We start from the raw sequence: 22175 nt of genomic DNA, 5'->3' as shown, positions 1-22175 counted from the left end.
AATGAATATGAAAAGATATGCAAATCTTGTTGGGATAATTATTATGATTGGCTTTTTTTGTCCTAAAAGTTCTATAGCACAGAAATTGTTTACTTTAGAAGACCTAAATTTTGGTGGTAAAAATTATTATAAAATGACTCCCCAGCGGCGTTATCTGACTTTTTGGGGAGATAAAGTTGTGCGACAAGGTTTTGATGTTTGTAAATTAATTGATTTGAAGACCGGAAAGGAATCTACTCTTTTTACTCTTGGAGAAATCAATGCATGGGCAGAGTTGCCTATAGACGATCAACCTAAAATAAGAAATTTATATTATGTATCATTTCCTTTTGCTGATAAATCTATTGTAGAAGTATCAAATGGAAAGAGTATTTATATGATAGATTTTAAAACTCATAGGATTATAGATACAATAGAGCTACAAAAAGAGGCTCAAGTGAGAAAGTTTAATATACAAAGCCATTCTACTGCATATGTTCAAGATAATCAGCTATATGTTATAGATCCATCTGGAGCGGAACATAAATTAACAAAAGATGGTTCCTCTAATATAGTTTATGGTCAGAGTGTACATCGTGACGAGTTTGGTATTAATGGAGGTTTGTATTGGAGTCCTAAGGGTAATCGTTTAGCATTTTATCGTATGGATCAAAGTATGGTGGCAAATTATCCTTTGGTAGATGTTCCTGAGATAGGATATGTTCCTACAAATGGAGAAACAAAAGCAGCAAAGGTTTCTTTAATAAAATATCCAATGGTTGGTGAAAAATCTCATAAGGTAACAGTTGGAGTTTATGATATAAATACAGATAAAACAATTTATCTTCATACAGGTAATCCAACCGATCGTTATTTTACAAATATAACATGGAGTCCAGATGAAAATATTATTTATATGTTTGAGCTTAATCGTGATCAGAATGATTGTTACCTCACAGCTTATAATGCATATACAGGTAAGAAGATAGCCAATCTTTATCATGAAAAAGATACAAAATATGTGGAACCTACTCATCCTATAGTTTTCTTACCTTGGAATGATCATCAGTTTGTTATGTATAGTCAGAAAGATGGTTATAATCATTTATATCTTTTTAGCGAAGATGGTAGGGAATTAAAACAACTGACTAAAGGAAAGTGGGTTGTTATGAAAATTATAGGATTTAATTTAAAAAAGAAGAGTATAATTTATACGTCTAACGAATGTAATCTTATTCAAATTAACACATGGATGGTAAACGTAGAAACTGGAAAACGTAGATTACTTGATAATGGAAAAGGATATCATAATCCTTTATTAAGTCCAGAAGGTAATACGATTATAGATGTATATAGTGAGCCTAATTTGCCAAGGCAATATGATCTTATTACATTGGGAAATAAAATAAATACATTACATTATTTTACATCACCAAATCCTTGGAAAGGTTATAGCGTACCAGAATATTCTTGTGGGAAAATAAAGGCTTCTGATGGTAAAACGGATCTTTATTATCGTATGGTTAAACCTATTAATTTTAATCCTGCAAAGAAGTATCCTGTTATCGTTTATGTATATGGTGGCCCACATGCCCACAATGTAGATGCCCGTTGGAATTATGGTTCACGCGGTTGGGAAACTTATATGGCGCAAAAGGGATATTTGCTTTTTATTCTTGATAATCGTGGTAGTGATAATCGCGGGAAAGAGTTTGAACAAGTAACTTTTCGCAATCTTGGTCAGGAAGAGATGAAAGATCAGATGGAAGGTATTAAATATTTACATACGCTTTCTTACGTTGATAAAGATCGTATAGGTATACATGGCTGGTCGTTTGGTGGCTTTATGACAATATCTCTAATGACGAATTATCCAGATGTATTTAAGGTTGGTGTAGCAGGTGGACCTGTGATAGATTGGAAATGGTACGAGATAATGTATGGGGAACGTTATATGGATACTCCAAAGGCAAATCCAATAGGTTATGCTAAAACTTCTTTGTTACAAAAGGCTAAAGATTTAAAAGGAAAATTGCAAATTATTATAGGACTAAACGATCCTGTGGTAGTGCCACAGCACGCTTACTCATTTCTTAAAGCTTGTATTCTTGCAGGAACTCAACCTGATTTCTTTGTTTATCCTGGCGAACCTCATAACATGCGTGGTCATCAAAGTGTTCATTTGCATGAGCGAATTACACAATATTTTGAAGATTATTTAAAACCTCTTGGACATAATAAGTAAAAACTATTTATCAAAAAATAAGTTGCCTATAATTGAAGTAAATATGAGAATATTATTATTAGGAAATGGTGGTAGAGAACATGCATTAGCATGGAAAATTTCTCAGAGTGATAAGTGTGAAAAATTATTTATTGCTCCAGGTAATGCAGGTACTCAACTAGTAGGTGAAAATGTAGATATAGATGTAAATGAGTTTGAAAAATTAAAGGATTTTGCTATAGATGAAAAGGTGGAACTTGTTGTCGTAGGTCCAGAGATTCCTTTGGTTAATGGTATTTATGATTCTTTTAAAAACGATCCTCGTACAGCTAATATATTCGTAATAGGCCCATCAAAGAAAGGGGCGGTTTTAGAAGGTTCTAAAGATTTTGCTAAGGCTTTTATGTTGCGACATAATATTCCCACAGCAGCATATTCAACTTTTGATAATACAAATATTGAAGAAGGATTACTTTTTCTTGAAAAATTAACTCCACCTTATGTTATTAAAGCTGATGGCTTAGCTGCTGGTAAAGGTGTCCTTATTATTGATACAATAGAAGAAGCAAAGCAAGAGCTAAGAAATATGCTTTGTGGTATGTTTGGTAAAGCTTCTTCTAAAGTTATTATAGAAGAGTTTTTAAGTGGTGTTGAATGTTCTGTCTTTGTTCTTACTGATGGCATTCATTATAAAATTCTTCCAGAAGCAAAAGATTATAAGCGTGTAGGGGAAGGTGATACAGGTTTAAATACTGGTGGAATGGGTAGTATTTCTCCTGTACCTTTTGCTACAGAAGAGTGGATGAAGAAAGTGGAAGATAGGATAATTCGTCCTACAGTAGAAGGTTTGAGAGAGGAAGGCATTGATTATAAGGGGTTTATATTTTTCGGCTTAATAAACGTGAATGGCGATCCAATGGTTATAGAATATAACTGTAGAATGGGCGATCCTGAAACAGAAAGTGTGATGTTACGATTAAAGAGCGATATTGTAGATCTTTTTGAAGGTGTGATTAATACAGATCTTGATACTAAAGAGATTATTGTTGATAATCGTACAGCAGTATGTGTAATGCTTGTAAGTGGAGGATATCCAGGAACTTATTTAAAAGGTCAGCATATTACAGGTGTTGAGGCTGTAAAAGATTCTATAGTGTTTCATAGTGGTACTACGATTAAGAATAATTTGTTAGAAACAAATGGTGGACGTGTTATTGCAATATCGTCTTATGGAAATTCTAAAGAAGAAGCTTTAGAAAGAAGTTTTATAGGGGCGAGCAAGATAGAATTTAAAGATAAATATTTTAGAAAAGATATAGGATTTGATCTATAAATGCAGAAAAAACGATTTCAGAATAGGATAGCAGAAAGTAGATGGACAACCACCTTTGTGTTACCTGTTTTTTCCCTTGTGTGGGTGATAGCAATATACAATAATACAGAGGTTTTATTACCAGCTTTGTGTATGTTATTTTCTACATTCCTTATGATGAGCTTAAATAATAATAATGGGCTTATCCGTATTTATAGTCGTATGGTTTCGTGTTCGTTTCTTATTTTAGCTACATTAGATGCAGTCCATTTCTCTTTACTTCCACAAGGTATTGTGACGTTAGGAGAAGTGGGATTTTTCACATTGGCTTTTAAATCTTATCAAAAGTCAATTTCTCCAGGTTATATTTTTTATGCTTTTCTTTGTATAGGTATTATAAGTGTAGTCTGGGTTCAGGTTATTTACTTTTTACCTCTTTTATGGATAGTAATGAGGTTTAGCCTATTATCTATGAGTAAGCATAATTTTGTAGCTTCTGTTTTTGGAATATTATGTCCTTATTGGTTTTTACTATTATATTTAGGTATTACGGATAACCTTGAATGGTTTATTTTTCACTTCGGAAAGTTATTAGAATTTGGTAGACCTTTAGATTTTGATGTTATACCTTTTCATCAAGCTATATCACTTATTTTTATTTCTATCTGTTGTGTTATAGGTACTATACATTATTTACGTCAGCGTCGTAATGATATTATTAGAACGCGTTTGTTTTGTCAAGCCTTTGTAAGTTGCAATTTTGGAGCGTTTGTGTTTTTATTGTTACAACCACAACAAGCTATTTATATTCAAAGTTTACTTATTGTTAGTACAGCTCCTCTCATTGGGCATTTTTTTGCACTTACTAAAACGCGTTTTACAAATTGGCTTTTTTGTATATTATGTCTGAGTTGTATATTTGTAACTTTATATAATCTATGGAATTTCTAATCCCTATTCTTATTCAATATGGTTATTGGGGAATGTTTATATCTGCTTTGTTAGCTGCTACAATATTACCTTTTAGCAGTGAAGTAGTTATATTGGCTTTGTATGCTGCAGGACTTAATCCTGTGGCTTTAATTGTTTATGGTAGTATAGGCAATATTTTGGGGAGTATGATAAATTATGGTATAGGCAGATTAGGCAAGTTAGAATGGATAGAGAAATATTTACATGTTAGTACTAAAAATGTCCATAAAACAGAAAAGTTTATGGAAGGCAAAGGTGCATGGATCGGTGGTTTACTATCCTCTATTCCGTTTATAGGTGATGTTATAACAATTGTTTTAGGTTATACTCATGCAAATATCTTAGTGTCTTTTATAAGTATAGCTATAAGTAAAACAGGTCGCTATATATTATTGATATATAGTGCAGGAATATTTAAATAGAGGATAAATAATATAAGTTATATTTTAAAAAGTATTTTTATAGATATGTTTTATACATATTTATGGTATAAAAGTGCTATTTATAAGTGAAATAGCATCAAGTGTTTCTTTTAGTGTTTACCTTTACCAAGTTTTTTTGTAAATTTGCATTAAATAAATAAAATTCAGTGATGAAGAAGCTTCTTATAGATCTTATTGTAACATCGTTTGAGCAGTTGAACGATAAATATTTTTTACTTAAACTTTTTAGTAATACTCCTCTTCCTGAAATATTACCAGGACAATTTTTAGAAGTAAGGGTGGATAAGTCTCCAGCTACTTATCTGCGTCGTCCTATTTCTATTCATTTTGTAGATTATGAGAAGAATGAGCTTTGGTTGCTTGTCGCCATTGTGGGCGAAGGTACGAGGGCGTTATCTTTTTTGCGAGAAGGAGATATTCTAAATTGTCTTTTCCCTTTAGGGAAGGGTTTTTGTGTAAATAATATAAAAGGAAAGAAGATACTTCTTGTAGGAGGAGGAGTAGGTGTTGCTCCAATGTTATATTATGGTAGAATTATAAAGGAAAGAGGTGGAAAACCTATATTCCTTTTAGGGTATCGTACTAAGACGGATATTATCCAAATAAAGGAATTTGCACGGTATGGAGAAGTTTTTATAACCACAGAAGATGGAACTACAGGCGAACGTGGGTTTGTTACTCAACATTCTGTTTTAAAAAACATGTCGTTTGACCATATTGCCACTTGTGGCCCTAAGCCTATGATGGTAGCTGTAGCACATTATGCAAAACATGTAAAAGTTTCGTGTGAAGTCTCTTTAGAAAATATGATGGCTTGTGGATTAGGTGCATGTTTATGTTGTGTAGAAAAGACGATAGATGGAAATGTATGTGTGTGTAAAGAAGGACCTGTTTTTGATGTAAGGAGATTGAGTTGGTAAGTTTAGGTATATGTTAAAAGAAAAATATAATGGCTAATTTAAACGTAAATATTTCTTCCTTAAGTTTGAAAAACCCAGTGACTACAGCAAGTGGAACTTTTGGATATGGTTTAGAATATGCAGATCTTGTACCTTTAGAAGAATTGGGAGGTATTTTTGTAAAAGGAACTACTTTATATGCTCGTGAGGGAAATGATTATCCCAGAATGGTTGAGACTAAACATGGAATGCTTAATTGTGTGGGATTACAAAATAAAGGGGTAGATTATTTTTGTGATCATATATATCCTGAATTGAAGGATATTAATACTCAGTTTATAGTAAATGTTAGTGGAAGTTCTCCTGAGACTTATGCAGAGGCATCTAAAAAAATCAATGAATTGAAGCAAATATCAGCAATAGAGCTTAATATATCTTGTCCTAATGTGAAAGAAGGAGGTATGGCATTTGGTGTAACTTGTTCTGGAGCTGCGGCAGTAGTAAAGGCTGTTCGTGCATGTTATGATAAGACTTTAATAGTTAAGTTATCGCCGAATGTTACCGATATAGCATCTATAGCATTAGCTTGTGAAGATGAGGGGGCAGATGGGTTGTCGCTTATAAATACTCTAATGGGTATGGCTATAGATATTGAACGTAGATGCCCTAAACTTAGTATTCGTACAGGAGGACTTAGTGGTCCAGCCATTAAGCCTGTAGCTTTAAGAATGGTAAATGATGTAGCAAAAGCTGTTAAGATCCCCATAATAGGTTTAGGTGGAATTTCTACAGCAGAAGATGCTATTGAGTTTTTTATGGCAGGGGCAACAGCTATTCAGATAGGAACGGCTAATTTCGTAGATCCAATGGTGTCAATTAAAGTTTGTAAAGGCATTAATAAATGGCTTGATAATCATGGTTGTAAGGCATTAACAGATATTATAGGGTGTATAGATTAAAGATATTCTATTGTTTTTTTAGAAAATGTTTGGAAGATTAGCTTTTAGTATTTACTTTTGCATCACCTTTTAAAATGGTTGTTAATAGAAATTTATAAGAGATATAAAAATGAGTAGACAAGGAGAAGCACTATCTTTAAAGAACTTGACAAAAAGTACAGTTTGGGATATACAAGAAAGTGATGTTTTTCGTCTTTGGGCGCAAGCAGAACGTGATGGTGACGTTAAGGAAAATTGGCGTCATTATGTAGATGTAATTAAGAGTGCTTTTATTATTGAAGAGGTTAAAATTAAGAGAAACGAAGTATTAGAGAAATATAAGGCTCTTGGATATCAGGTGTCAGATATTTATATAGATGAAAGCACTTATTTTACATGGGCTATTAAAAAGAAGCCTATCTTACGTATTACTGACTTGACATGGGAAAACATTGGACATATTTCGGCTAAAAAGGTTGTAGAGGTTCTTGAGCGCAACTTTGGTGGAGGCTGGGATAGTCTTCCTCAAAGTGTACAAGATATTATAAACAGTTCTTTTGATGTTAGCACTACAACTTTACCAGTAGATAGGTTAAAGAAGCCAGGTGGGTTGTATCAAAAGAAGGTAGAAGATGGTTATGAGGTATTAGAGGTAGCTAAAGGCACTTGGGTAGAAGCTATTTTTGTTAAAGAAAAGCAGAATATCAAATTAAGTAAAGGAAAGTTTAAATTAGATGATGACTTTGATGAAGAATCTTTAGAAGAGGAAAATGATAATTTAGATCTGGGAGAAGATGATAAATTTATAGAGAAACAAAAGGTAGGAGAAGATGAAGACGATGGGTTTGATGATGACAAACTAACAGAAGAAAGTTACCGCACTACGTTTGATGAGAGTGCAGAAGATCTTGATCTTCGTGCTGAAGACGTGAGTGTTGATGAAGATTTCTAGGGTTTTATGCCATTATTTTATAAAGGAGATATGCTTCTATAGAAGTGTATCTCCTTTATAATTATTATATATTTTTATTTTTATGAGGCTTATTTATAGTTATAAGATTAAATATTATAACTATGAAAAAATAAGAAAAAGTTTGTATCCATAAATATCTACAATAAGGTAAGATGTCTTCCAAAGTACCTCCTAATGAAGCTAATGTGAGATACCCTCGAATACCGAATGTGGAGGGAATAAGCCAGCTAACTCCTTGCCAGAAACTTGGAATATTATTTAATGGCCAGTTTGCTCCTGACATAAATAGAAAAGGTACAGAGGTAAACACGATAATAAGCATTACATTTTCTCGCAAACGTACAAAGAAAGATATTATCATAGCAAAGAAAATAGCAGACAATAAGTAAGGTGTTAGTAAGCAAATTAGAGGAACAGGTGTAGCGAGCATAGTAAAGCCAAAAAAGTGAGGAATGGCTATTGTTATATACGATACTAAAACAGTAAATATAGAGAAATAAGCAATAGTTTTTGTAAAAGTTAATAGGTATATTCCTCCCATAGTACTTTTTAGTTTTAAATAAAATTTATCTTTATGTTCGTTTATCGTTCCTGCCGATAACCCAATGCTAAGCATCAATATCTGTTGGATAATTAATATTAATACGCCAGGTAAAATAGCATTACCATATCCTTCTGTGATATTGTAAATGGATTTATCTTTCACTATTATAGGCTCTGTGTTTAGATCTTCTTCGTGTTTTGTGAAGCTCAAACTTTTAGGTTTTTGTATTTTTTTATTCTGTTCTAATGAAACGTTTAAAGCTGCCAGATATATAGATTTATAGGTAAGCATTAAGCTCATATCACAGTAAATACTAACTATGCCTTGTTTTCCATTAATTAAATTTTTATCATATTCATGAGGAAAGTATAAAATGCCTTTTACAATTTGTTTTTTTACAAGCCCTTTTGCTTCTTCTAAATTGTTACAATAATAAGTTGCTTCTACCGAAGGCGAGGCGTTAAAATCGTGAACAAAATCTCGTGAAGATTTACTATGTGCCATATCAACTACAGCTACAGGTACTTCTCTAACAACTTCGTTGTTATAAATCCAAGAATAGAGTAAAGGATAAAATAAGGGTACAATAAAAACAAACATCAATATACCTTCGTCAGTGAAGATAATCTTAAACTCTTTAAAGAGTACTCGAAAGAATAAAGTTATGATGTTGTTAGAAGCATTTTTCATGGTATGTATACGAAATTGAGCATTGCTCGTTTAATATTAAAAATAACAAGGAGTGGTAAAACTGCAAATATTAATAGTATCATTACATTATACCATACATCTGCGATGGGATAGCCGTTAAAAATGCTTGCCTGATATATCATCCAATAATGTCGTAAAGGTACTATTTGTGCTATTCCTTGTATAATAGGATCCATAGCAAATAGGGGGAAAGTAGCTCCGCAAACAGAAAATCCTAACACTCCCCATAGCGAGCATATACTCATAGCCATACGCAAAGATGGTATCAATCCAAACACAAACACTCCAAAGCCTATAGATGATGTAACCATTAATAAGCCTAAACTTAGTAATCTAAGCCATCCGCCAGCATGTGGAAAACATAAATATCCGTATATATACCATTCAAATCCCCAAAAAATAATGAGAAAAATTAGAAATAAAGGCAGCAATTTTCCTATTAAAGCCACTATTATATTATTATTAGCGAGCCGTAACCAAACTTTCGATCTATCAAATTTCAATTCTTTTCCTATAGTGTACACTGTTAATAGCAGCATAAAAATACTTAACACTCCAGGTATCATTATAGTGCTTAAATATACATTATAATTTAACCATGGGTTTTGTATCATGTGGATATCGAGCGCAATTGGTTGTAAAAAAGATCTTATCTCATGAGATGTCTTGCCAAGCATTGATAATTTTTCAACTCCGACAGATGCTGCTATAAGAGCTGTGATAGTTTTTAAATCTTTAAAAGTCATACCTCCTGCTAATAATGTTACATTGCTGTAATAGAAAGAGATAATAGGCTGACGTTTAGTAAATAGCTTTTTTGTAGTACCTTTTGGTATTAATAAATAGGCATATATTTCTCCACGTTGTACAGCTTCTCGAGCCATAGTTGTGTTAGTATAGTAAGATGTTATTTTTGTACCTTGTAAAGACTCTAATTTTAAAGCTATCTTTTGTGTAGTAGGGGTGTGGTCATTATCTATAATGCCTATAGGTATTTGTTGCGGTTGCCCTTCTGACATAAGGGACGTAAAAAAACTTATAGCAAGCAAAGGAAAGATGATAGCACAAGTAAGGTATATAGGATTTCTACGCATAAATCCTATCTCGCGAATAGATATTCTTAAAATATTATGAATGATAGTTCTCATTCTTTTATTTTATAATTAAAGACATACCATTTAATAATCCTTTTACGTTCTGTGTAGGCTTTGCTTTTATTTGAAATGTTCTTAAATCGTATTGCCCATTAGTCTTTGTGGCTTTCCAAACAGCATACGACCCAGCATCTTTAATATTAGTTACTACCATTGTTATTTCTTTATTCAGTGCAGGAACAAATACTTTGAAGGTCTTTCCTTTGTTAAGTCTTTTTAATTGATCTTCGCGAACATTAAAGACTCCTTTTACCTCATCTGTGAGCAAAATATTCATAATCGGACTTCCAAAGCCAACTAATTCTCCTTCTTTTGGATAGATTTCATCTACCTCTCCATCTTTAGTGGCACGCTGTACAGTTTCTTTTAATATAGATTTTACAACACCTACAGCCGATTTAGCTACTTGTGCTTGTTTCTTGGCAGCTTCTTTAGCTTGTTTTCGTACACCACTTTTTAGAAGTTCTAAATTAGATTTAGCTACTTCTACTCCTGCTTTTGTAGTTTGAAAAGCTGCTAAGGCTTCATCTTTTTTTTGTGCAGTCATCACTCCTTCTTCATATAATCGTTGCATACGACCATAAGTTTTTTCTGCAATATCTCTTGCTGCAATAGCTTGCTGATATACTTGGAAGGCGGCATTTATAGCTTCTTTACGAGTAGGAGCTGAGGCTAAATCGCTTAAGGCAGAAGTAGCATCGGCTGTAGCTTCTACTACTTTTTCCTGTGCTTTTGCTTCAGGGATAGCTAAAACAGCTAAAACATCACCTTTATGTACAAAGTCGCCCTCTTTTACCTTAATACTTGTTATACGACCTGGGAGCTTGCAAGCAATGCGGTATTCTTCTACTTCCACTTCTCCTTGAATAATCTCTTTAGGTTTACTCATGGTAAAATAGCCTATTAGTCCGGCAGCTACTACTACAGCTATAAAGCCTAAAACGGCTAAAAGAATATTACTTTTTTGTGATTTATTTTTCATTTTATTTTAATATTTAAGTAGAGAGATGATAAAAAAAATATTATATACTTTTCAGAAGTCAGTGTGTTTAATTGTCAATAGTTCCTAATGCCTTTTGCAGTCCTGTCTGTGCTAATCTAACTGCTATTTCAGAGTCTATAATAGATGTTTTTGCTGTTTGCCATGCCGTTTGAGCAAGCATTACTTCTGTAACGGTCATCACTCCTTCTTTAAAGCCAATGTTAGCACATCTAAGGTTTTCTTCTGCTGCTTGTAAATTCTTTTTAGCGGTATTAAGTTGTTTCTTTGCGCACTTTAGACGGAGTTGATATTGTTCTATCTCTAAATTTATTTTCTGTATTGCATCTTGAAGCTCTAAGTTAGCAATACTGGTTGCTGCTTTTGTAGCTCTTATTTTATATTTCCCCTCACCCCAGTTCCATATAGGAACATGCACTACTATACCTATATTCCATAAGTCAGTAAATTTGTTTTGAAATCCATTAAAAAGATTTGGATTCATCACAGAGTAGCCACCTGTTAAGAGAATGTGCGGCAAATATAGCGATTTTATTATTTTTGTGTTTTGTTTGCTTAAATCAATAGTGTTCTGAAGTAGTCTTAATTCAGGACGTTGTGCACATATCGCAGATGCGGAAGGGGTTGTTTCCTCTATATTATCAAGAGGAGCGATAGACTGAGCTTGTTCATCTTTTAATATTAAGTCGCTATTTAAGGCTATGCCACAAAGCTCACATAGAGCCATCTTTGCTATTGCTTCTATGCTTTGTATTTGTGATAATTGCAATTCTGCAGTGTTAACAACTACAGCTACTTTTAATCCATCAGCCTTTGTTGCTACGCCTTCTTTTATCATTTTTTGTACATCATCACTTAGTTTTTTAGCTAAATCTTTGTATTTAGTAGCAAGCATTTCTTTCTTTTTTAATGAAACAGCAAGCCAATAAGCATTATCTACGGCATATAAGATCATCTGCCGTTTAAGTTCCATAGTGTTGGAGGCTACCGATTTACCAATAATAGCCATATCATTAGCGGCTTTAATAGCACCCCCCATATAAATAGGTTGTGAAAAAATAATCCCAGCATTATAAATATTTCTTGTATCTGTCCTGAAAGCTTCTTTTATTTGGTTTCCTATGTTATCACCCACTTGTGAAAGTGGAGTGGTTACACCGCTGAGTACTTGCTTTAGGTGTGATGCGGTATTACTTGAAATGATACCTTGTTTTGTAAGAGAGGTGAGGTTATTTTCAATAGCCGACCCTAAATGCCCTATTGAGTTTGTTCCAAGATTAGACAAGATGTTTTTTTGTTCATTGTTTAATAATGAAATTTCTTTAGAAAAATGTTCATAACTTGCCAAACCGTTTACTCGTGGAAGATATTTTGTCTTTGCTACTTTATAAGTGTTTTCTGCTACTTCTTTTGTAAGTTTTGATATTTGCAACTGTCTGTTATTTTGTATAGCTAACTCATGACACTTTTCTATAGAAATAGTATCCTGTGCTGATGCCCTTAAGGAGAGTGAGCCTAATATTAAAAATAGCAATAACTTTCTCATTTAAATCTGATTTTTCTAATAATAAGCAAAGGTAGCAATTTTTTTCTCTTAGTTCAAAGTGAAAATAGGGTTCATACGTTTTTTTGCGTTAATGTATATAATTTTATAGAAGAATAGACCATTGTGCAGAAAAAAATACTTATTTTTGCCAAAGAAATAGAATAAAACACAAAAGAAGAAGATTTTTATTTATGAAGAAATGTAGTTTTTGGTATCGTGCTTTCGATTTATACTATGATGGCTTTCGACACATGACGATAGGTAAAACCTTGTGGTTGATCATAATAATTAAGCTTTTTATTATGTTTGCAATTCTTCGAGTCTTTTTCTTTCCTAACTTTCTTAAAGAAAAAACAGTCAAAGGGCAAGAGGCCAATTTTGTAGGAAAAGAATTGATAAAAAGGCAGTAGGTGAAGTGTGTTTAGCCTTATTGCGAACAAGATTTTTTGTATAATATAGAATATTAACCGAAATAATAGTAACATAAAATATAAATTTAATTATAAAAAAGTATGGAACATTTGCTTTTAGCAATCGACCAAGGTACAATCGACTGGTCGCGTGCACAATTCGCACTCACCTCAATGTATCACTGGTTATTTGTACCCTTAACCTTAGGTTTGGCGGTTATAATGGGTATTATGGAAACGTGCTATTATCGCACAGGTAAAGATTTTTGGCGTACTGCTTCAAAGTTTTGGCAACGTATCTTTGGTATTAACTTTGCTATAGGTATAGCAACAGGTATTATCTTGGAGTTCGAGTTTGGTACAAACTGGAGTAATTACTCATGGTTTGTTGGAGATATTTTTGGAGCTCCACTTGCAGTGGAAGGTATTCTTGCTTTCTTTATGGAATCTACTTTCGTTGCAGTTATGTTTTTTGGTTGGAATAAGGTGTCAAAAGGCTTTCATTTAGCATCTACGTGGCTTACAGGCTTAGGAGCTACTATTTCAGCATGGTGGATATTAGTAGCAAACTCTTGGATGCAAGATCCTGTAGGTTGTTCTTTTAACCCAGAGACAATGCGTAATGAGATGACATCATTTGCCGATGTAGCTTTAAGCCCTTTTGCAATAGATAAGTTTACTCACACCGTAACTTCGTCATGGCTGTTAGGTGCAGCTTTTACTGTAGGTGTGGGTTGTTGGTATCTTTTGCGTAATAAGCATACAGAGTTGGCTCGACAAAGTATAAAGATAGGAGCTATAGTAGGGTTAGTGTCGTCTTTATTAGCGGCTTTCACTGGTGATAATTCTGCTTATATGGTGGCTCAGACTCAGCCAATGAAACTTGCTGCCATGGAGGCTCTTTATACAGGTGGTAATGCACAAGGCTTAACAGCGATAGCAGGTGTTACAGAGCAGCCTAATATAGAGGCTTCGCCAAAAGAGGCTAAGGGCATAAAGATACCTAATATGTTATCGTTATTAGCTACTCATGATGCTAATGGTTTTGTACCCGGAGTGCATGATATTATTAATGGTTATACTGATCATAAGGGCGTAAAACAACCTTCTTTAGCTGAAAAGATGGCTCGTGGACGTAATGCTATTAAGGCGTTGAAAGATTTTCGTGCTGGTAAGAATAAGGAAGCTAATAGAAAAGTTTTAGAGCGTGATATGAAATATTTTGGTTATGGTTATATCAAAAATGCTCAGCAGACAGTACCTCATATTCCTATAACATTCTGGTCTTTCCGTATAATGGTAGGCTTAGGCTCATTGTTCGTTCTTGCTTTTATAGTTATTATTTTCTTCGTTTATAAGAAAGATATTGCTAAAGCAAAGTGGCTTCACTATGTAGGTATAGCTCTTATACCATTAGCTTTTATTGCAAGTGAGAGTGGTTGGATTGTTGCCGAGATGGGGCGTCAGCCATGGACTATTCAAGACATGTTGCCAACATGGGTATCTGTAAGTGATATCTCAAGTGGTGGCGTAGCATTTACCTTCTTCCTGTTCTTAGTATTGTTTACAACAATGCTTGCGGTAGAAGTTAGTATTATGTGTAAACAAATAAAGAAAGGACCAGAACTATGACATACGATTTTTTACAACATTATTGGTGGTTCATCATCGCTTTATTAGGATCGCTATTAGTTTTTTTGATGTTTGTACAAGGTGCAAATTCCATGATTTTCCAGTTAGGAAAAGATGATGTTGAACGTAGGTTAGTTATCAATTCTACTGGGCGTAAATGGGAGTTTACCTTTACCACGCTTGTTACCTTTGGTGGCGCATTTTTTGCATCTTTCCCTTTGTTTTATAGTACCAGTTTTGGTAGTGCTTATTGGGTATGGGTTGCTATATTGTTCTCTTTTATTATTCAGGCTGTGAGCTATGAATATCAGAATAAGGCTGGCAACTTGTTAGGCGTAAAGACTTTTCAGGTATGTTTGATTATTAATGGAATATTAGGGCCTTTGTTGTTAGGTGGCGCAGTGGCAACTTTCTTTACAGGGTCTAACTTTATTGTAGAGAAGGTTAATTTAACAAGTGGGCTGCATCCTGTTATTTCTCGTTGGGCTAATGGCTCGCGTGGTCTTGATGTGTTGCTCAATCCTTGGGTTGTAATCTTTGGTATTGCTGTAGTGTTCTTAGCTCGTATATTGGGTACATTATATATTAATAATAATGTGCACGATGAGGCTATTCGTGGTAGAGTAAAGAAGCATCTTTTAATAAATACAGTACTTTTCCTTTTGTTCTTTTTACCTTTCTTGTTAAAGACATTGATAGGTGAAGGTTATGCTGTAAACGATTCTGGAGTTATAGTAATGGAGTCGATGAAGTATTTTAATAATCTTATTACTATGTGGCCATTGCTCTGCCTGTTGTTGGTAGGTGTTGTTTTATTGCTCTTTGGAGTTATAAAAACTATATTAAAGGCAGACTATGTGCGTGGTATTTGGCCTGCAGGTATTGGTGTGGTCCTTGTAGTTCTTGTGCTTTTGCTTATTGCAGGTTGGAATAATACAGCTTATTATCCTTCTACGGCAGATCTACAAAGCTCGTTAACTCTTAAGAATAGCTCTTCGAGCGAGTTTACACTAAAGACAATGTTCTTTGTAAGTTTCTTAGTACCATTTGTTCTTGCATATATTGTTTATGCATGGCGTAAGATAGATATAGGTGGTATATCTAAAAAAGACGTTACCGGTAAAGAAGAATCTTATTAAGTTAAAATAATTATATAAAATAAAGGCTCATATCTCATTATACAGGTATGAGCCTTTATTTGATACTGTCCTTAAAAGTGTGTAAGCTATTCTTCTCTTTTATCCTTTGTATTTCCATTTTCGTTTATATTCTTCCAACTTTTAAACTGGTATATTTTCTTTTTGTAAGCATTTTTTGTTTCTTCCATTGCCATTGATCCCAAGAGAAATATAACAGCTTGTGCTGATGTCATGGATGTTCTCATATTGATAGTCCTTTTATACTTTCTGTTGAGTCTTTCAATCCTGTTAGTCGTGTATATACACCTTTGCACTTCTTTTGGGAAGTCCATATATGTGAAGTATGCCGTATTTCTTTCTGCCTTGTATTTCTTGAGGGTTGGATACTTCTTTTCCCACCTGTCTACAAAAGTAACAAAATGTTAGTATCCCCACAAGGAATCTACAGTTGTCTCTCTTTTTTATTTCTCAAGAGTGACAGATATTGGAACCTTTGTTATTTAGTCTCCGCTTTCTAAGTCCAATGTGTCCTGAATGTTCAGCATGTATTTCCAGCCACCCACGTCAAATTTAACGTAATCGAGGATAAGGCTTTCTTGTTCTTTGGGCGTCAGATTGTCGTGCATTACAATTTCTTTAATTACTTCTTTCCATAAATTGCAAAGCACACGGAGAAAATGAGGTGATATTTGGTCGTTAATGCACGGATATTGCTGCTTCATTCGTTTGATGTAGTTCATTCCGTCAATACTTTGTTGTTCTATCATCTTGTCAACGGCATGATGAAGTGAGGTGTTGGCAGCCTCGTTCAGCAAAAGTTTTAATTCATTACGATAGGGAACAACTAACGATGCGACCAATTCTTTCATGCCTTCCAAATATGAGTCGTATCTGAAAACGTCTAATGTGGCGTATGATGCCTGGTTGGCATTTTGCCGATAGGCTTCAAAGGCTTTGAACAAGGGATGTATGACACACCTAAATAAATGGTCTTTGCTCTTGAAATAATGATATATGTTGCCAACCGCAATGCCCGAAAGTGATGCAATGCGTTGCATAGATGTGTTTTTCACTCCATTCGCAATAAACTCTTGTCGGGCAACAGCGATGATTCGTTCTTTGATTTCGTCTTTTTGTGTTTGCATGTTGAGCGTATTTTGTACTGCGAAAAAGTTTGAGTCTGTTCTTTTGGAATTCTGAAGCAGAAGCAACGAACAGACTCAATCTTCTATTTTCCTTTATTTAGCAAAACTGTAAAAGAAGCTCGGATTACCCATTACTTCCAATACAGGTCCTTTTACTTCCTTTGTTTCCGGATTGTAGGTATAAAAGCCATTTGCTTTTTTGTTGGCACTCCCAAAAACAATTAAATTTTTGTGTTTACCAATGGCTGTTCCTTGAGGGTTACCAACCTCCATTCCCTCTATCTTGGTAATACTTTTTTGGTATAAATCTATCTCCACGGGTACGTTGGTCATTGATAGATACGGATTGCTCATGGCGTTAGGATCTAAGCCATAAGCGTTTAGATAAGCGTATAGTTTGCCTTTACCTCCGTAAAATGTGGTTGCAGCAAATTCACCCTTTTTAGCCGATAAGCCCTTTACTTCTGTTTGGTCGAACCGAATGCAGTATGTGGGGTCTATCTCTTCGCTTCCGTTCTTAATGCGGGCAATGCCTCCAGGAAGTTGAGGCATAAAGCCAAATGCTCCAATGCAGTTGAAGTATATGTCTTTGTTCTCATCCATGAAGATAGAATTGGCGTCTATGGGGCGTGTTGCAAAACTCATGCCTAAAGATGTGTTGGTAATGTGCTTTTTTACTTGGTCTGTCTTTGTGTCAATCATGGCAAGCTCTATGGTGTTGGAGGTTGGCATCCACTGTGCATTAAACTGATTAAGCCCAACAAACAGCATGCCGTCTCGGATAATCATGGCAGCTGGGGCTACCTTGGTGTCTTTGTGTGCTAAAGGGTTAAGGTCTATCTCTGTCAGTTTTTTCATGGTTTGCGGATTAAATACCATGATTTTTCCCAAACCTTGAAAACTAACGTAAGCCTTTTCTTCATTCAGTTCTACCACATTGCTGGCAGCAGCTCCTGCAGGGATGGACAATGTGCCTTTTTGTATAAAGTTGCCTTGCGCGTCAATGTTGTATCGGGTAATCTCTGCCTTGGAGTTCCCCATATAATCGGGGAAGGAATATAGATTACCACTTGGTGTGATGATGGGTGTTGAACCAAATCCTGTGGGTGTGGCGTTTTTGTTGTTGTACTTCCCGGGTGTCATGTCGGCAAGTGCTTGCATGTACACGCTGCCGTTGTTGCCTTCGGGGTTGGTAACTCCTGTTGCAAAAACAATGCCTTGGAAAGCATTGGCACCAGTATTTTTCTTGGATTGAGGCGTAACGTTGTCGTCGCTACCACACGATGCAGCCAGTACGGAAAGTGCAATGGCTGACAATAACATCTTGATTTTCATACGTTTTTTTTGTTTTAATGATATAATTAATGAATTGATTCTACAAGTCTCACTTTAATAAATATCTTACTTTGAAAGCAATAGATCGCCCAGGCAAAGGACAATTCAAATCGGATACGACACGGCGGTTGGTTATATTCTTAACCTTTAGCGTAAAGCTCCATGTGCTGTTCTGTAATGTGTGTTCTATTGCTGCATCCACTATCATGGAGGTGGGGATTTTGCGCTCTTGATATTTGCTCATCTCAAAATCGTAGTAATATTGGTGTATATATGAAGCGTCAACCATGATGCGGGTATTCTGTCCTCGACCGCCAAAGATATTCTCCTGATGATATTCCAGTCCTCCATTAGCCATGAAGTAAGGTACATTTGGAATACGCATGTTGTAGGTAGGGTTTTCCACCACTGTGCCAGGAACCATCTTTCGTTTGTCACGCAAGTCTTGGTATGTGGTGTTGGCATATAGATAGAGCATGGGCAATACGTCTCCTTTGGCTTCTAACTCTATTCCCATGGTTTGCACTTCGCCAAAGTTCCTATATCGAGCCATGGTAGGTATCATGTCGGGTGTGAAGCGTATCATGTCTTCTAAGGTGTTGTAAAAGCTGTTCAACTCCATTTCTATCATTCCACCTTCTTTTAATGTCTTGTGATAGAGCAAGCCAATATTATATCCTGTCGTACGCTCGGGTTTTAGAGCTGGCGAAGGTAATATGGAATAGCCGTTGCCAATAAGCTCTTCGGTAGACGGTATGCGCACTTCTGAGTTGAACGATGCCTTAACCAACAGTTCGTCGGAGAACTTCCAGCGCATGGCGTTGCTAAACCCCGCAAAGTTTTTTGAGCTGCTGACGGGCTTTGGCTCTCTAATAGAGTAAGTGGAAATACTCCGTGAGTCGGAACTATATATAAAGTCTTTTATCGTGAATGCGTTTTGAAGTCTGCCATTAAAGAGAGTCAAGTCGTACGATAGTCCTATGGTAGTGGATGTCATTCTGCTATGAAAGTTGGCATTGAATCCTAAAGCCTTATCCATAAGCGAGTCGGAGGGAAACATATTCGTGTTGTTGGCACATACATTGAGGTTGAGGCTGTGGTGTGCATTGATGAGATAATTTAGGTTGAGCTTGCCGCTCCAATCATACGACTTGTTATCGCCATCGCTTGGATGGTTGCCTTGCTCACCACCAAAAGGCGATACGGCAGGCAGTTTGTTGCCATCCCAGTCGTAGCGACACTTGGCTTTATCTGTCATTCCATATCGTCCGTACGAGAGTAGTGTCTCAAAAGTTAGGTCTAAGCCCGGTGCAAAAAAGTTCTCTTTTTGCAGCTTCAGCGCAGTCATGAGGTTTTGTGACTTATTGAAAGCCTCACGAATATATTGGTCAATACCTTGTATCTCTTGTCGGGTGTGGGTAAACATCAGTTCCCATTTTAGTTCGTCAAACCACCATTTGGTGGCTTTAACAGATGCGCCACCAATAATCTTGGAAAATTTGTCATGGGTGCGCTTTACGGTTCTTCCATCCAAATGGTCTAAAATCATGTCGTAATCGTTGTCCGAATGGGTGTACACTCCACCAATGCCAAACTGCAGTCCTGTGCGTTGGTTGGTACGCTTCAGAACAGTAGATAATTGGTGAGTGTTGAACGAGCTTATCTCGTACGATGCGTCAAAGTAAAGGGGAGGATACTCTTTGGTTACTACGTTTACGGCTCCACCTAATGCAGAACCACCAAACTTGTAGGGCACAATACCTTTATACACCTCAATACGCTCTATCATTGAGGTAGGAATGTCATTGAGTGCCACAAAATTATTCACTCCTCCTAAGGGGCTTTCATCAACAAACATGCCCATGCGTTTGCCTTCCAGCCCTCGTATTGATATGCGTGATGCACTTCCTATACCACCTGTGTTGCGTACTGTTACTCCTACGGTGCGAGCCAGTACGTCATTGATATTCGTGGCAGTTCCCTCTAACTGTCGTTTACCTATGACCGATACGGGCAAAGCCGACTGCTTTAGTTGTCTTATCTTATTTTTTCCCAAGATGGTTACACCTTGTAGTGTGTTACTGTTTGCATGTAGACTTATGTTGATGCAAATGCTGTCTTGTTTGTTGAGAAATAAACCAACATTGGTCTTTTTTGTTTTATAGCCGACGTAAGACACCTGTAGGGTAAACTTTCCTTCTTCGCTGATGGGCAGAACATATCTACCTTCTTCGTTGCTGATGGCACGCTTTTCCGTCCCTATGATTTCAATACTGGCACCACTCAAGGGAATATGTCGCTGCTCATCGGTAACATATCCATGCAGTATGGTTGTACCATGTGTTTGTGCGTTAGCGTAGTAACTTGTGGTGTGGAGCAGGCATAGCATGTAAAAGATACGTAGCAGGCTTAAAGAATGTGTTGATAGGTGTTCCATGTTTTGCTTTTTTTGTTTTTGAGGAGTCTTGAATAATGAATGAAATTCAAAATGATTCACAAAAAAAAGATGCACCAACTTAAAGTTGATGCATCTACATATAAATTCTCTACAAAAAGATTTGTCTTTCTTTCGCTTCCTTGTCATTGAAATGTTTTTTTTGTTGACGGCAAAGGTACTGCATATAAAATAAACTTGCAATACTCATTTGTAGGTATCTTGAACCATGATGTTTTTTAGATGAGAAGCGAAAGGTTTTCTCTTTTTAAATGATAACACGCAAAGACGTATTTTCCCCTTATTACAGGGCGGTGATATGCGTACAAATACCTTTATCCCAAATAGGTCATTAGAAAAAGCTCTTTGTCATTTTCTAATGACCGATTTGGGTTTAATAGATGTGGATAGCTATAAGTAGAAACGAGTAATTTGGCAAAAATCATAGATTTAGTGATTTTTTACTTGTTTCTTTTGAAATTAGTGAGAAATGTATATATTTGTATAACCATTTATAAATAATTATTTGGTCAAACATTAAAAAGATAGTAAGATTATGAAGATAACTCGAAAGTTTATGTCTCGTCTAAACTCTTTGGCTTTATTATGCATTTGTATATCTAACGTTTCTGATAAATTATGGTATCAAGTCTTAATAACGGTTATTGTCCTTATAGCTATTGCTTTTAATATATTAAGCTATATTGGTTTAGGCAAAGAATATAAAACAAAAGGAAAACGTCTGATAAAAGTATTAGATACTGATGAAGACTTGTTGGTTATATTCTTAATAGGTGTGATAGTTAATTTAGGAGTACAAAACTGGTATCTTTTTTGGGCATGTTTAATAGCTTTTTTTATAATGATGCTTATAGAGATATTGCCCATTGGAAATAAAGATATATAAAGTTTTATCCATATAAAAAGCCTATTTATTATGTGAAAAGCATATCTTTATGATAGGTAAAGATGATGAACTTAAAGCAAAAATAATCTATTTTTGCTTTGTTTTTAAATTATTTTTCTTTCAAAAATAATTTATTTTTCTGTGTTATAGATGTCTTATTCCAAGAGAAAAGTGCATTATGTTGTAACTTATCTTTGAAAGTTAGGATTATAGAAGCTGATGAAAACTAAGTAATAAAGGGTATGAAGTAAAACAAAGTGTGTAAAGATTCTCGCTTGTTTCTAAGCAGTGCTTTATTTGTTTGTTTTAAGAATGTAAAATGCTTATTCACACCGAGTTGTCTTTTTGGTGCTACCTGTTTTTGTCATTTTTTTGTAAATCTATTGTAGCATGAATATTATTTTATTGCTTGTCTTTATTTATTTTTTTCGATTTAAGGCGTTTTATATATATAATTTTTTGTACTTTTACAGCTTAA

The 22175-nt window shown here is 35.1% G+C and carries 18 protein-coding genes and 1 pseudogene; 11 read left to right on the top strand and 8 right to left on the bottom strand.

Annotated elements, in window-relative coordinates:
- Window position 1: 1 nt before the first annotated feature.
- The 7 genes from F596_RS0100545 (at window position 2) to F596_RS0100515 (ending at window position 7719) form a co-directional block, all read left to right on the top strand.
- On the top strand, window positions 2-2224 hold the full coding sequence (locus F596_RS0100545) for a S9 family peptidase (protein ID WP_019035448.1): 2223 nt from the start codon (window positions 2-4) through the stop codon (window positions 2222-2224).
- A 43-nt stretch (window positions 2225-2267) separates the two neighbouring features.
- Entirely contained in the window at window positions 2268-3536 is a 1269-nt protein-coding gene (purD, locus tag F596_RS0100540) for a phosphoribosylamine--glycine ligase (protein ID WP_024992571.1), read from the top strand.
- Complete coding sequence (locus F596_RS0100535) at window positions 3537-4466, top strand: hypothetical protein (protein ID WP_019035446.1); 930 nt, start codon at window positions 3537-3539, stop codon at window positions 4464-4466.
- The gene (locus tag F596_RS0100530) at window positions 4454-4909 is read left to right on the top strand and encodes a YqaA family protein (protein ID WP_019035445.1); all 456 of its coding nucleotides are present in this window, start codon (window positions 4454-4456) and stop codon (window positions 4907-4909) included. The genes F596_RS0100535 and F596_RS0100530 overlap by 13 nt, the downstream gene beginning before the upstream one ends.
- Before the next feature lie 170 nt (window positions 4910-5079).
- Window positions 5080-5850, top strand: coding sequence for a dihydroorotate dehydrogenase electron transfer subunit (locus F596_RS0100525; RefSeq protein ID WP_019035444.1), 771 nt, complete (start codon window positions 5080-5082; stop codon window positions 5848-5850).
- Between the two features lie 29 nt (window positions 5851-5879).
- Complete coding sequence (locus F596_RS0100520; RefSeq protein ID WP_019035443.1) at window positions 5880-6788, top strand: dihydroorotate dehydrogenase; 909 nt, start codon at window positions 5880-5882, stop codon at window positions 6786-6788.
- Window positions 6789-6897: 109 nt separating this feature from the next.
- Window positions 6898-7719: a hypothetical protein gene (locus tag F596_RS0100515; protein ID WP_019035442.1), complete on the top strand. Its 822-nt coding sequence runs from the start codon at window positions 6898-6900 to the stop codon at window positions 7717-7719.
- A 64-nt stretch (window positions 7720-7783) separates the two neighbouring features.
- Here F596_RS0100515 and F596_RS0100510 read toward each other — a convergent pair whose 3' ends face one another.
- The 4 genes from F596_RS0100510 to F596_RS0100495 all read right to left on the bottom strand — a co-directional run bounded on the left by F596_RS0100510 (window position 7784) and on the right by F596_RS0100495 (window position 12695).
- Entirely contained in the window at window positions 7784-8974 is a 1191-nt protein-coding gene (locus F596_RS0100510) for an ABC transporter permease (RefSeq protein ID WP_019035441.1), read from the bottom strand.
- Window positions 8971-10143 (bottom strand): ABC transporter permease, encoded by a 1173-nt coding sequence (locus tag F596_RS0100505; RefSeq protein WP_024992572.1) that lies wholly within the window; start codon window positions 10141-10143, stop codon window positions 8971-8973. Before F596_RS0100505 ends, F596_RS0100510 begins: the two co-directional genes overlap by 4 nt.
- A 4-nt stretch (window positions 10144-10147) precedes the next feature.
- Complete coding sequence (locus tag F596_RS0100500; RefSeq protein ID WP_019035439.1) at window positions 10148-11131, bottom strand: HlyD family secretion protein; 984 nt, start codon at window positions 11129-11131, stop codon at window positions 10148-10150.
- A gap of 67 nt (window positions 11132-11198) precedes the next feature.
- Window positions 11199-12695 (bottom strand): TolC family protein, encoded by a 1497-nt coding sequence (locus tag F596_RS0100495; protein WP_019035438.1) that lies wholly within the window; start codon window positions 12693-12695, stop codon window positions 11199-11201.
- A 191-nt stretch (window positions 12696-12886) separates the two neighbouring features.
- Between F596_RS0100495 and F596_RS0100490 the strand changes: the two genes are divergently transcribed.
- From F596_RS0100490 to F596_RS0100480, 3 genes are all read left to right on the top strand, one after another.
- The gene (locus F596_RS0100490) at window positions 12887-13105 is read left to right on the top strand and encodes a DUF4492 domain-containing protein (protein ID WP_008447150.1); all 219 of its coding nucleotides are present in this window, start codon (window positions 12887-12889) and stop codon (window positions 13103-13105) included.
- Window positions 13106-13207: 102 nt separating this feature from the next.
- Entirely contained in the window at window positions 13208-14737 is a 1530-nt protein-coding gene (locus F596_RS0100485) for a cytochrome ubiquinol oxidase subunit I (RefSeq protein ID WP_008447074.1), read from the top strand.
- On the top strand, window positions 14734-15876 hold the full coding sequence (locus tag F596_RS0100480) for a cytochrome d ubiquinol oxidase subunit II (protein ID WP_008446993.1): 1143 nt from the start codon (window positions 14734-14736) through the stop codon (window positions 15874-15876). The genes F596_RS0100485 and F596_RS0100480 overlap by 4 nt, the downstream gene beginning before the upstream one ends.
- A gap of 86 nt (window positions 15877-15962) precedes the next feature.
- Here the strand turns inward: F596_RS0100480 and F596_RS11370 are convergent.
- The 4 genes and pseudogenes from F596_RS11370 to F596_RS0100460 all read right to left on the bottom strand — a co-directional run.
- Window positions 15963-16298: pseudogene (locus tag F596_RS11370) on the bottom strand (transposase); the annotation flags it as partial.
- A gap of 78 nt (window positions 16299-16376) precedes the next feature.
- A complete protein-coding gene (locus tag F596_RS0100470) occupies window positions 16377-17021 on the bottom strand; it encodes a TetR/AcrR family transcriptional regulator (protein WP_024992573.1) in 645 nt (214 codons plus the stop codon).
- A gap of 93 nt (window positions 17022-17114) precedes the next feature.
- Entirely contained in the window at window positions 17115-18356 is a 1242-nt protein-coding gene (locus F596_RS0100465; RefSeq protein ID WP_026302345.1) for a hypothetical protein, read from the bottom strand.
- A 49-nt stretch (window positions 18357-18405) separates the two neighbouring features.
- Entirely contained in the window at window positions 18406-20793 is a 2388-nt protein-coding gene (locus F596_RS0100460) for a TonB-dependent receptor (protein WP_024992574.1), read from the bottom strand.
- Between the two features lie 553 nt (window positions 20794-21346).
- On the opposite strand from F596_RS0100460, the gene F596_RS0100455 reads away from it, so the two are divergent.
- Window positions 21347-21697 carry a hypothetical protein gene (locus F596_RS0100455; RefSeq protein WP_008449035.1) on the top strand — a complete coding sequence of 117 codons (351 nt, stop codon included), beginning with the start codon at window positions 21347-21349 and terminating at the stop codon, window positions 21695-21697.
- The last annotated feature ends 478 nt before the right edge of the window (window positions 21698-22175 follow it).

Source organism: Prevotella amnii DSM 23384 = JCM 14753, from assembly GCF_000378745.1.
Classification (GTDB): Bacteria; Bacteroidota; Bacteroidia; order Bacteroidales; family Bacteroidaceae; genus Prevotella; species Prevotella amnii.
This window is presented reverse-complemented; position numbering and strand designations above follow the sequence as displayed.

Coding starts and splice junctions, on each gene's coding strand:
- F596_RS0100545 (WP_019035448.1), top strand. CDS start 2: ATGAATATGAAAAGATATGCAAATCTTGTTGGGATAATTATTATGATT.
- purD (WP_024992571.1), top strand. CDS start 2,268: ATGAGAATATTATTATTAGGAAATGGTGGTAGAGAACATGCATTAGCA.
- F596_RS0100535 (WP_019035446.1), top strand. CDS start 3,537: ATGCAGAAAAAACGATTTCAGAATAGGATAGCAGAAAGTAGATGGACA.
- F596_RS0100530 (WP_019035445.1), top strand. CDS start 4,454: ATGGAATTTCTAATCCCTATTCTTATTCAATATGGTTATTGGGGAATG.
- F596_RS0100525 (WP_019035444.1), top strand. CDS start 5,080: ATGAAGAAGCTTCTTATAGATCTTATTGTAACATCGTTTGAGCAGTTG.
- F596_RS0100520 (WP_019035443.1), top strand. CDS start 5,880: ATGGCTAATTTAAACGTAAATATTTCTTCCTTAAGTTTGAAAAACCCA.
- F596_RS0100515 (WP_019035442.1), top strand. CDS start 6,898: ATGAGTAGACAAGGAGAAGCACTATCTTTAAAGAACTTGACAAAAAGT.
- F596_RS0100510 (WP_019035441.1), bottom strand. CDS start 8,974: ATGAAAAATGCTTCTAACAACATCATAACTTTATTCTTTCGAGTACTC.
- F596_RS0100505 (WP_024992572.1), bottom strand. CDS start 10,143: ATGAGAACTATCATTCATAATATTTTAAGAATATCTATTCGCGAGATA.
- F596_RS0100500 (WP_019035439.1), bottom strand. CDS start 11,131: ATGAAAAATAAATCACAAAAAAGTAATATTCTTTTAGCCGTTTTAGGC.
- F596_RS0100495 (WP_019035438.1), bottom strand. CDS start 12,695: ATGAGAAAGTTATTGCTATTTTTAATATTAGGCTCACTCTCCTTAAGG.
- F596_RS0100490 (WP_008447150.1), top strand. CDS start 12,887: ATGAAGAAATGTAGTTTTTGGTATCGTGCTTTCGATTTATACTATGAT.
- F596_RS0100485 (WP_008447074.1), top strand. CDS start 13,208: ATGGAACATTTGCTTTTAGCAATCGACCAAGGTACAATCGACTGGTCG.
- F596_RS0100480 (WP_008446993.1), top strand. CDS start 14,734: ATGACATACGATTTTTTACAACATTATTGGTGGTTCATCATCGCTTTA.
- F596_RS0100470 (WP_024992573.1), bottom strand. CDS start 17,021: ATGCAAACACAAAAAGACGAAATCAAAGAACGAATCATCGCTGTTGCC.
- F596_RS0100465 (WP_026302345.1), bottom strand. CDS start 18,356: ATGAAAATCAAGATGTTATTGTCAGCCATTGCACTTTCCGTACTGGCT.
- F596_RS0100460 (WP_024992574.1), bottom strand. CDS start 20,793: ATGGAACACCTATCAACACATTCTTTAAGCCTGCTACGTATCTTTTAC.
- F596_RS0100455 (WP_008449035.1), top strand. CDS start 21,347: ATGAAGATAACTCGAAAGTTTATGTCTCGTCTAAACTCTTTGGCTTTA.